This is a genomic window from Leucobacter weissii (genome assembly GCF_017565745.1).
Taxonomy (GTDB): Bacteria; Actinomycetota; Actinomycetes; order Actinomycetales; family Microbacteriaceae; genus Leucobacter; species Leucobacter weissii.
This window is the reverse complement of record NZ_JAGDYM010000003.1, coordinates 36,271-48,371: the sequence shown is the minus strand read 5'-3', so window position 1 is coordinate 48,371 and position 12,101 is coordinate 36,271. Positions and strand designations below refer to the sequence as shown.

Below are 12,101 nucleotides of genomic sequence, written 5' to 3'. Positions count from 1 at the left end.
CTTGCAGTGGAGCGCCGCGGACCGTTCCGGAGACGGGGCGCACCTGGTGACGACGCTAGTTCGCACGCGCCCGCCGCGGGGACTCGGGCGGCACCCTTCGCCCACTGTTCACCTATGGGCAACCTGCGGTTCGTCTTCCTTTTTCCTACGATTCAGAAACACGAGAACGGGGCCGGTTGCGATCTCACGATCGCACCGACCCCGTCCCGCGCGGCAGGTCTACTTCTTCTTCGAGACCTTCACCGTCTTCGTCTTCGCCGTCGCCGTGGCATAGCCGCTCTTGGTGCCGGTCACGGTCACCGTGATCCTCTTGCCCCGGTCCTTGGCCTTCACCTTGTAGCCGGACTTGGTGCCGTTGGAGACCGTCTTGCCGCCGACGACCCAGCGATAGCGGTTCTTGACGCCGCCGACCGTCCAGGAGGCGCTCGCCTTCAGCGTCTTGCCCGCGCGGGCCGTCCCCTTCAGCGACACCGAGCGCGCCGCGAAGGTCCCCGCGGCGACCGTGCGCGGGGCGACGTTCACGCCCGCGGCGACGTGGCCGTCCTTGCTCGCGGTCACCCGCAGCGACAGCTGCTTGCCGCGCGCGGAGGCGGGCACCTGGTAGCTCGCCGAGGTGGCTCCGGCGATGGCGCTGCCGCCCAGCAGCCACTGGTAGGAGACCTCGACCCCGCTCACGGCGACGCCGTTCGCGGCCCAGGACCCGGGGTTCGCCGTCACGGTGCCGCCGACGACGGCACGGCCGCCGATGCTCGGCCGCGTGCTGACAGCCAGCTCGGCCGCGCGCGGCGCCTCGCCCAGCTCGACGGTGACGGAGATCGAGCGGTAGCCCGCGGCGCTGCCCGTGAGGGTCACGGCGAGATCCCGGCCGACGTCGTCGGGGCGGATCGTGTAGGTCGCCTCGGTCGCTCCGTCCACCGGGCGGCCGTCGCGCAGCCACTGGTAGGCGGTGGCGACACCGGCGCGATCCCAGCGACCGGGCGCGACCGTGACCTCGGACCCGACCACCGGATCGCCGCTCAGCACGGGATCCGCGGCGAGCGAGAGCGTGCCGGGGCTCACGACGCCCGCGATCGTCACCGTCTCGGTGGCGTCGGCGTAGCCGATCTTGCTCGCGGTCACGGTGAGGGTGACGCGCCGGCCCTCGTCCGCGGGCCGCAGCACGTACTCGCGTCCGCGATGGGTCGCGGAGCTGCCCTCGACGGACCAGAGGTAGCTGACGCTCACGCCGTGCCGCGACCAGGAGCCCGGCTCGGCGGTGAGCGTGCCGCCCACCTCGAGCTCGCCCGCGACCGCGGGCGCGGTCTCGTTCTCGATGACGCCCTCGGTGACCTGCGCGGGGACCGACGCGGTCACGACGGTGTCCGCGTAGCCCTTGGCCGTGGCGACGACCCGCACCGTGAGGGTCTGACCGCGATCCTCGGCAGTGGGCTCGTAGACCGAGTCGACGGCCCCGGCGATCGCATCGTCTCCGCGATACCACTGGAAGGCGAGCGTCGGCGAGATCCCGCCCCACTCCCCGGCATCGACGCTGAGCGGCTCGCCCACGCGACCGGAGCCGCTGACGGCCGGGAGCACCGTGTTGGCGAAGGACCCGTTCGCGACCGGGTCGCTGGCCGCCGAGGTGGCGCGCGCCGAGAGGTAGCCGGCCTTGGTCGCGGTGACCGTGGCGGTGATGGCCGCCGTGTGGTCGCGGTCGGTCAGCAGATAGCTCGACCCCGTGGCCCCCGCGATCGGGACGCCGTTGCGCAGCCACTGCACGCTGTGGTCGGTGCCGGGCACCTGCCACTCGCCCGCGCTGACGGTGAGCGTCTCGCCGACGATCGCGGCGCCGCTCAGCTGCGGCAGCGCGGTGTTGGCGAAGCTGCCCTTGCCGATCTCCTCGGTCGCGGCCGACTCCGCCGGCTCCGGCCGGTAGCCGGTGGCGATCGCGGTCACCCGCACGGTGATCGTCTTGCCCAGATCGGCGGCGGTCAGGGCGTAGGCCGCGGCCGTCGCCCCCTCGATCTCCTCGCCGCCCGCGAGCCACTGGTACTGGTACGCGGTGCCGGGCACCGACCAGGTGCCCGTGGTGGCGTGCAGCGACTCGCCGACCCGGGCCGTGCCGCTGATGCTCGGGGCGTCCACTCCGGCGATATGACCGGCCTCGACGGCCGCCGTATCGGAGGACTCCGCCTGCGCGTCGGCGTACCCGTGGACGGTCGCGGTGACCCGGACGCCGATCCGCTGCTCGAAGTCGAGCGGCGTCAGCAGGTAGTCGCGGCCGGTCGCACCGTCGATCTCCGCGCCGTTCCGCAGCCACTGGTAGCTCGCCGCGGTCCCGTCGACGCTCCACTCGCCCGCCGAGGCGGAGAGGGTCTCGCCCACGCGGACGGTGCCGGTGATCTCCGGTTCGGCGGTGTGCTCGAACGCTCCCGCACTCACGGCCTCCGTGGCGTCGCTCAGCACGGCGACGGAGTAGTATCCCTCTCGCTCGGCCGCGACGCGCGCCGTGATCCTGGCCGCGTACTGGGCCGGGCGCAGCGTCAGCTCCGCGGAGTCGGCGCCGTCGATCCTGACGCCGTCGGCGAACCAGGCGTAGCTCAGCTCGACGTCGTCGATGCTCCAGGCCCCGGGGTCGACCGTCAGGTCGTGCCCCACCGTGGCCGTTCCGCTGATGGCGGGCGGCTCGGTGCTGGTGAAGTGATCCATCACGGGACCGGTCGGGCCGACGACCACCACGAGGGGATCGACTCCGCTGCGCGCGGCCGTGACGCGGACGGAGATCTCCGACCGGTGATCGTCCGCGCTCAGGGTGTACCCGATCGCGTCGGCCCCGGCGATCTCCTCGCCGTCGCGCAGCCACTGGTACTCGAGCGAGATGCCGGCATCGGCGCCCCAGAGATCGGTCTCGGGGTCTCCGAGCCCTGCGATGCTCAGCTCATCGCCGACATCGGCCGTGCCCCGCACGGAGAGCTCGGGCAGCACCGCGATCGGGACCTCGTCGGTGAACACCGCGGAACCGACCTCGTTGCGGTACTCCGCGCGCACCGTGGCCCCGTGCCAGGCGGCCCCGGCGGTCAGCTCGAGGCGACCGGTCGACGCGGAGGCGTGCTCCGCCGGGTCGATGGCGGTCCACTCCGAGGAGCCCGGTGCGCGGACCTGCCACGCGACGGACGGTGCGGGATTGCCGGCGGCCTCCGAGACGATCTGGACGGCGCTGCCGTCCGCCACGAGCACGGCGCCCGGCTGACGCGTGATCTCGGGCTGGAACCTCACGGAGAGGCCCGCGGGCTGCGAGGACACGGCGGAGGCGGCGTTGCTGACCCTCGCCCGGAACTCGGAGCCGTGATCCGCCGAGGTCGCGGCGAAGGAGAGCTGGGCGCCCGTCTCGCCGGCGATGTCCTCCCAGCCCTCGGAGGTGCGGCGCTGCCACTGGATGTCCGGGGTGGGACGGCCGGCCGCCTGCACCGTGAAGACCGCGGACTCGCCCGCCGTCACGGACGCGTCGCCCGGCTGCTCCACGATGCTGGGCGGAATCTGCACGAAGATCTCGGTCTCGGTGCTCGAGGCGCTGCCCTCGGAGTTGCTCGCGACCGCGCGCAGGCGGGCGCCGTGATCCTCCTCCTCCAGACCGAAGCGGTAGCCGGCGGCGGTCTCGTCCGGGATGTCCTCCCAGCCCTGCTCGCCGAGCCGCTGCCACTGGATGTCCGCGTCGGGCACCCCATCGGCCGCCACGTTGAGCGTGACGTTCTGCCCGGCGCGACCCGTGACCGTGGCCTCGGGTTGCAGCGTGAAGACGGGAGCGCCCCTGAACGCGAGCGTGCGCGCGTTGGAGTCGCCGCCCGTGTTGCGCACGGTCGCCGCGTAGTACCCGGTGCCGAGGTCGGGCACCGTGAAGGCGAGCTGGGTGCCGTTCGACGAGATCGAATCCGGTGCGATGCTCTGACCGCCGAGGCGCACGACGCTGTCTGCGCTGAAGCCGCGGCCCTGCAGCGAGACCTGCGTGCCGGCCTCGATGTCGGAGGGCGTCGCGCTCGTGATCGCCGGAGCGACGGCGGCCGGTGTCGTCGCCCGCACCTCGCCCACCTTGGCGTCGAGAAAGGTGACGCGCTGGCCGTCTCGGCTGTTGCCTGAGCCGTGACGCGCGCGGGTCGAGAGGAAGCCGCCGTTCTCGCCGTTGTAGCGGTACTGGATCTCGGCGGTGACCTCGAAGGCCGCCGTGGAGGCGACGCCGCCCGAGGCCGTCTCGGCGGCCGGGCGCACCGTCACCCAGAGGGTGCCGTAGGTCTCCGACTTGAGGCGGTCGTAACCGCCTCCGGCCGCCGACCAGAACACGCCGTTCATCGCCTGGCGGTTCTTCAGGTCGTTGGAGTCGTACCGCACCTCGTAGGTGTGGGCCTGCGTCAGCTTGCCGTCGACGAGCGGCACCTGATTGCCGAGCACGGTGAGGTTGTCGAGCGCCACCTGGTTGCTGAGGCCGCCGTCCGTGCGCGCGGTCGAGGAGGCGGAGACGCTGTTCGCCCGCACGACGGAGCCCGCCGGAGAGAAGAACGAGTTCCAGGGCGCCGGGAGATCGAGCTTGAAGTCGTCGCTGCGCACTTCGGACTTCAGCGCGTCGAGCGTGCGGGTGACCGTGCCGGTGTAGCCGCCCTCGGTTCCGCTGTTGCTGCCGTGGCCGGTGGTGTCGACGCCGCCCTGCGAGACGTTCAGCACGCTGTAGGGCCCGGCCTCACCGGCCGGGTTGATGACCGTCGGCGCGGTCCAGGTCATCGCCGAGGAGTTGTCGACGGTCAGCGAGACCTTCTGCTGGTTGCCCTGCAGCCCCTTCGCCCAGGCGTCCCCGCTCGCGGGAACGTCGGAGAGCTCGTACGGCGTCACGGTCACGTTCACCGGATCGGCCGTCTGGCCGGGCACCGAGACGACGACGCTCGCCTGGCCGGTCGCCGCCGCGTCGGGCAGCAGGAAGGTGGCGGAGACGCGGCTCTCCGCGACGCTGACGCGCGAGGCGCCGATCCGGTGGACCGTGCCGTCGGCGTCGGTGAGACGCACGGAGGTGGCGCCGGGGACGAGACCGGAACCGGTGATCGTCACCTGGGATCCGCCGATGCCGCTGCCCGGCGTGATGCCCGTGATGCTGAGAGGCACCGTGTCGTCGGCGTCGACCGTCAGCTCGCCCGCGTCGACGGAGCCTCCGACGGTCTCGACCAGGACGGGGTAGCGTCCTCCGCTGAGCCCCTCGGGCAGGCGGAACTCGACGCTCCGGCCCTCGGGATCGACGCGCAGCACCTCGGTGTCGGTGCCGGCGACGGTCACGCGCGTGCCGCCGACGACGAAGCCGGTGCCGTGCACGGTGACGGCCTCGCCGGGCTCAGCGGTGTCGGGGTCCAGGCTCTCCGCGACGGGCTGGAGGGCGCTCGGGGCCGACACCTCTGCGGCGGCGAACGTGGCGTCGAGGATGCGATCGTTGGCTCCCGTGCGCAGATCGGCGCTGCCGAGCCCGAGGATCGCCGAGGCCTTGGCCGTACCGCTGATGTTCGCGGTGACCAGCAGGCCGCCGGCCGCCGGGGTGCTCACCGTGACGGCCAGCGTGAGATTGAGGGTCGCGGAGCTGATGAGGCCCTCGTACTCGCTCACGTCCTCGGGATCGATGCCGAGGGCGGCTGCGATCCGAACGAAGTCGTTCTTGGTGAGGTTCACGGTGTGCGTGCGCGTGACGGGCGACGGCAGCCGGCCCTCGACGAGGGCGACGCCCTGGCCGAGCAGGGTCAGGCCCGCGACCTCGGTCTTCACGGAGGTGCCCCCGCCGACGCCCGCGACGGCCACGGTGTCCACGCGATCCGCGCGGACGATCTCGCCCACCTCGAGGACCGTTCCGGCCTTGTCGTTGAGCCCGTTCACGTCGACCACGACATCGCGGAGCTCGGTGCGCGCCTCGAGCCCGCTGGGGGTGCGCACGATGCGGTCGGTGCTGTCGCCGATGTCGATGCCGCGACCGGGCTCTTCGTCGACCTCGCCGTCCTCGGGATCGGTGAGCACGCCGTCGATCGGTCCGGCCGGGTAGCTCTTCTCGACCGTGGCGTTGCCGCTCGCGTCGGGCTGGGGAGCCGTGATGCCCGGCAGCTCGTACTCTCCGATATCGCCGAGCGGCACGGGCAGGTCGATCCTGCCGTTCAGCTGGCCGCTCGTCGTGCCGTCGAGCAGGATGGGATCCAGTCGCGCGGTGACGGGCTTGGTGGTGGCCGTGCCGCCGGTGGAGGCCTGGCTGCTGTCGGCCGTCACCGGGCTGAACGCCACCAGGGAGCCGAGGGAGAGCGCGCCGACCAGCGCGGCGGCCAGCGATCGCCGACCAGCGCGGCGCGCCGGGGGAAGCTGCGTGTGCGCGGCCTGCTCGGCGGCGGATCGCGCGGGGGTTTCGAACGTCATGTCCACTCTTTCGTCGTGACGGTGGGTCGATCCTGGGTGGTTTCGGCGCGCCGGGCGAGCGGCCGGGAGCCGAGGCTCCCGGCCGCTCGCGGATCAGCGCCTGGCGATCTTCTTGCTCGCGGTCTTGCTCGCGGCGGCGAACCCGGTCTTGGCGCCCTTCACGGTCACCGTGATGCGCTTGCCCGCGTCCTTCGCCTTGATCCTGTAGCCGACCTTGCTGCCGCGCTGCACGGTCTTGCCGCCGACCTTCCACACGTAGGTGGCGCGCACGCCGGAGGTCGACCACTTGACGGCGGCCTTCACGGTACGGCCCTGAGCGGCCTTGCCCGTGATCTTCAGGGACTTCGCCCTGAAGCTGCCCTTCTGCACGGTCTTGGTGGCCGGGCTCGTCGCCGTCGCCGTCTCGTACCCCGCGGTCGTCGCGGTCACGCGGACCGAGATCCGCTTGCCCGCATCGGCGCCGGTGGCGACGTAGCGCGCGCCGGTCGCCTTGGCGATGGCCTTGCCGTTCCGCAGCCACTGGTAGCGCACCGCGGAGGGGGAGACCGACCACTCGCCCGCGGTCGCCCGCAGCGCGCTGCCGACCCGCGCCGTCCCGGAGACGGTGGGCTGACGGTTCAGCTCGACGCCGCCGCGCACCGCCAGGTCCGCGCTGCGCAGCGTCACGATGCGATCCGCGTAGCCCTGTGCCGAGGCGGTCACCCGCACACCGATCAGGGTGCCGAGATCCTCCGCGGTCAGCGCGTAGCGCGCCTCGGTGGCCGTCGCGATCGGCTGGCCGTCGCGCAGCCACTGGTAGGCGACCTCCGCACCGGCGACGTTCCAGACGCCGGGGGTGGCGGTCAGCTCGGCGCCCACGCGCGCCGTTCCGGCCAGCTGCGGGGTCACGAGGCTGCTCAGCGCACCCGCGACGACCGGCCCGCTGTGCGCGGACTCGGCCTCGAGCGCGGGGTATCCCTCGACCGTGGCCGTGACCAGCACCGTGATCTCGGCTCCCAGGTGCGCGGGGGTCAGCGTCAGGGTCTCCCCGGTGGCCCCGGCGATCGGCGCGCCGTCGGCGAGCCACTGGTAGCCGAGCTCGGCCTCCTGGCTCCAGGTGCCTCCGTTGCTCCGCAGCGTCTGCCCCACGCTCACGGTGCCGCGCAGGGTCGGGAGCGTGAGGTTGGTGAAGGTGCCCGGACGCACCGGCTCGGTGCCGGCGGACTCCGCGCTGACCTCGGCGCCGTCCTTGCTCGCGGTGACCCGCACGCTCAGCACGGAGCCCTGATCGGCCGGCTGCACCTCGTAGGAGCGACCGGTGGCGCCCTGGATCTCGGCGCCGTCGCGCAGCCACTGGTACGCGAAGCTCAGACCGGACTCGTTCCAGGCGCCGCGATCGGCCTGGAGCGCGGCGCCGACCTTGGCGGAGCCGAGCACCTCCGGCAGATCGGTGTTGGCGAGGCTGACCGGGTCGTCGCAGCCCTCGGGCAGGTCGGAGGCGCCGGTCTTCGTGGCGACCTTCGCGCCCTCGGGGGTCTTGCAGATCTCGAACGAGTCGACGACCTTGCCCGACTCCCACTCGTAGGCCTGGTACTCGAGGCGGTTCCCCGCGACGGAGATGTTCTGGTAGGTGCGGACCCCCTCGTAGGCGGTCACGCGCTCCGCGCCGTTCTCGGTCCAGTCGTTGTTCTCGGAGGTGTCGAGCTTGTACGACTTGGGGCCGAGCACCGAGACCACGTAGACCGGGCCGTCCTGCAGGCCCTTCTTGCCCTCGACGTTGTTGCTGGCGAGATGCCCGCGGCCGTAGGTGTGGTCGTGGCCCTGCAGCACCAGGTCGACGTTGTGCTTCTCGATCGTGGGCAGCAGCAGGTTGCGCAGGTGCGTGTTGTCGCGGCCCTCGGAGGTCGAGAAGATCGGCTGGTGGATCGAGACGACCGACCACCGGCCGGGGTTCTCCTCGAGCACCCCGTCCAGCCACTCGGCCTGGATCTGGAACCAGTAGTCGAGGAAGTTGAAGTCCTCGGAGCAGGTGACGCCGGCGAGGTCGCCCGAGGAGGGCAGCAGATCGCCCGCCTGGGTGGTGCCGCCCAGGGTGACGAAGCGCACGCCCTGGTAGTCGGTGTAGTAGACGATGTCCTTCATCGACGCGGTCATCTTGCGCTGGTAGACGTACTCGCAGGTGCCCGGCTCAGCCGTGACGACGGGGCCGTTCTGCGGCACCGTGTAGCTCTGGCGCCAGGTCTTGCCGAGGTTGCCGTTGTGGTACTCGTGGTTGCCCGCGACCACCACCTGGTTCACCTGGGCGCCGGTCTCGGCGAGGCCGTTGAACCACTCGCCCCACTCGTCGTCCTTGTCGGCGTTGTTGATCTGGTCTCCGGCGTGGAGCACCAGCTCGGCGTCCTCCAGCCGTTCGAAGGCCTTCTTCACCGCGGGCTCCCAGCGGCGCCGCAGGTCGTTCTGGGCGTCGCCCAGGTAGACGAAGTCGAAGGCCTCGGCCTGGGCGGCTCCGGTGCGGAAGGTGTACTCGGGGCTCCAGCGATCGCCCGCCTCGGACTCGGTGCCGACGCGGTAGGTGTACGAGGTGGCCGGGGCGAGCCCCTCGAGCGTCGCGGAGTGCTTGCGCGAGTCGTACTCGCCCTCCTCCTTGCTCGTCGTGGTGTACACGTCACCGGTCGTCGCCTGGACGGTCGCCTTCTGAGCGCTGCCCGCCTCGGTCGGCCAGTACTCGACCGTGCCCGAGGTGACGGTGTCGATCGTGCGCCAGGTGATGTTCTGCGAGGTGGACGGCGTCGCCGTCGGGTTGAGGATCACGCGGTCGGGTGCGGCCTCCGGCTTGTAGGAGAGGAAGGGCAGGGGCTCTTCCGGCTCCTCCGGTTCGGGGTCGACCGGGCCCGGGCCGTTGCCGTCGCCCGGCTCGGGCAGTTTGGCGCCGTTGCGAGCCACCGCCGTGGCCGCGAGCTCCGTGTTGAAGGCCTCGCCGAGTCCGTCGGAGGCGATCTCCACGCGCTTGACGAACGCGGCCGCGGTGCCGATCGGCTCGAGCAGCAGATCGAGCTCGACCTTGCCGGTGACCACCAGTCCGCTGGCAGCGGCGGTGTCCGTCTCGGTCTCCGTCTTCTGCTCGACGGTGATCTCGACGACCACGCGCGCGTTGCCGACGAGCTCGGAGGGATCCTCGAAGTAGTCGCTGATCGAGACGTCGAGCCCCTCGAGCACGGCGGGGATGTCGGTGATCTCCTTGGCGTAGGTCTTGGTGATCGGCTCCGCGATGACGCCGTCCACGAGGCCGTCGGCCTCGGTGACGGGCTCGCCGAGGATCTTGAGCGAGCCGATGCGCGCCTCGGCCGTGGTGGGGGCGCTCTCATCGACCGGCGCGGTGACCGTGGTGGTGACCTGGGTCGCCTCGATCAGGTCGGTGACCTCGGCGACGGAGCCGATGCGGCCCTTGTCGTCGAGCGCCTTGTCGGTCAGCAGGAACGATTCGACGGTGGCCGTCGAGGTGATCCGCTCGGCGCCGTGCACGTTCTCGACCGTGACCGGTCCGAACCGGGTTCCGGAGGCGAGGTCGCCGATGCCGGAGCCGGTCGCGCTGCTGTCGGCCGGGTAGGTGGCGCGCAGGGTCCGGCCCGGAGCCGGAGTGCCCGTCTCGGTGAGGACGAAGCGGCCCGGCTCGCCGAGCTCGACGCCCTTGCTCAGCTCGCCGTTGATGAGACCCGCGAAGGTGCCCCCGCTGGCCTGCCCGGTGAGGATCAGGGCCACGGCGCCGACCTTGACCGGCGAGGCGAGCGCTGCGAGATCGCTGTCGACGGGCACGGTGGGCTGGTTCACGGTGAGCGTCGCGGAGTTGCTGGCGACCTCCTGGCCCGCGCCGTTGCTGAAGAGCGCGCGCACCTGGAGTCCGGTCCAGGCCGCCTCGGCGGGCAGTTCCAGGGTGCCCGTGAGCGCACTGGGGAAGGTCTGGCCGTCGATGTCGGTCCAGGCGCCGCCGAGCGCGGTGCGGAACTGCCACTGCACGGAGGGGGCCGGGTGGCCGCTGGCCGCGGCGGTGAACCGCGCCTCGTCGCCGGCCTCGATCGTGCGGTTGGACGGGTGCTCGGTGATGGTGATCGGCGCGGAGACGGTCAGCGCGCCTGCCTCGACCTCGCCGCCGCGGGTCTTCACGATCACGGGCAGATCGGCACCGGCGGCACCGGCCGGCACCAGGAAGGTCAGAGTCGTGCCGTCGGCCAGCACGGCCACGTCGGTGGCGCGGACCCCGCCCACGGTGACGGTGGTGGCGTCGGGCTGGAAGCCCGTGCCCTGCACGGTGATGAGGTCGCCGGCCACGGCGCTCAGCGGCGTCAGCTCGGTGACGGTGGGGGGATCGACCGGCTCGGCGGCGATCTCGGCGCCGCCGAAGGTCGCCTCCAGCAGCGTGTTGTCGGCGTGCAGCTCGACGTCGAAGAGCAGGCCCGCCGGGGTCTCCTCGTCGCCGGCGGAGACCGCGGCGAGATCGACCTCGACCTTGATCTCGACCCCCAGGCCCCCGGTCTCGGAGGTGGAGGCGGTCACGAAGAGCTCGGCGGCGAGGTTGGAGCTGCCGACCATGGGCGCGTACTGGTCGATGTCCTCCGGATCGACGCCGAGGCCGCGGAGCAGCGCGACGACGTCGTCGGTCGCGATGGAGCTCGACCGGGTGACCGGCTCCGCGAGCACGCCGCCCGGCGTGTCGATCTGCTCGCCGAAGAGGGTGAGTCCGTTGATCGCGGTGCTCAGCTCGAGTTCGAGACCGCCCGTCGACTCGGCCGTCGTCACGATGCTGTCGGCGGTGAGGATCTCGGCGTCGTCGCCCTTGAGGTCGAGCACCGCTGCGGCGTCATCGCTGAGCTCCTCGAGGTTCAGCACGGCGTCGTTGAGCGCGGTCGTGCTCGTGAGCCCGTTCGCATCGCGCTGGATCCGGTCGGTGCCGGATCCGATCCGCAGCCCGCCCTCGACGGCCTCCAGCCGCTCCGGCCGCTCCTCGAGCACCGTCTCGTAGTCCCAGCCGTACTTCGGCTTCCACTGCGTGCCGACGACGTCGTTCGCGCCGTAGGAGGCCTCGTTCAGCCCGTTGCCCTCCTGGTCGGCGACGGGGGAGGTCAGCCCCGGCAGCTCGTAGAGGCCGCGGCGCCCGAGGCCGTCGGCGATGCCCTCGACGATGGTGTTCTTGAGGGCTCCGGAAGCCCTGACGACCTTCACGTCGATCGGGTTGAGGTCGCCCGCCACCGGAACGGTGGCGATGTCGGCGATCTCGTCGGCGAGCGCCGGCGCCGCCGGCACCAGAGCCGTCACGGCGACCGCGGTGGCGGCGGCGACTCCGAGCAAGCGGGTGGCGGCGGAACGCAGCCGGTTCGAGAACAACGTCGAATGCTGTTTCATAACGCGCATCTTCTCCATCTGGGCGAGTGGGATCGCCTGCCCTGAAGCTGCGCAGACGACCGGAACGTAGACCGTGCGAAAGCAAACTGAGGTCGTCCGAACGAGAGGTAAACGAAAAGGAAACAGCGGGAGATCCGGGGCGATCCGGCCGGGTGCGACCGATCATCGGCCCAGGAGGAGAACCCCTGCTCTCCCTGGCGTTTCTCATCTCGGAGGGGTCCCGTGACTCCCGAATGATGCGATCTCATCCTGTGCGAAATGCACGCGTTCGGATCCGGCGCCACCGGTGCGTCGGATCCGGAACCGCGCTCGCTCCGGCCCCC

General features: G+C 71.8%; 2 protein-coding genes. Both read right to left on the bottom strand.

From position 1 onward, the window contains the following. Window positions 1-219: 219 nt before the first annotated feature. Window positions 220-6,402, bottom strand: coding sequence for an IPT/TIG domain-containing protein (locus tag J4H92_RS01225; protein ID WP_208095212.1), 6,183 nt, complete (start codon window positions 6,400-6,402; stop codon window positions 220-222). Between the two features lie 93 nt (window positions 6,403-6,495). Beyond that, a complete protein-coding gene (locus J4H92_RS01220; RefSeq protein WP_208095211.1) occupies window positions 6,496-11,778 on the bottom strand; it encodes a fibronectin type III domain-containing protein in 5,283 nt (1,760 codons plus the stop codon). Window positions 11,779-12,101: the final 323 nt, after the last annotated feature.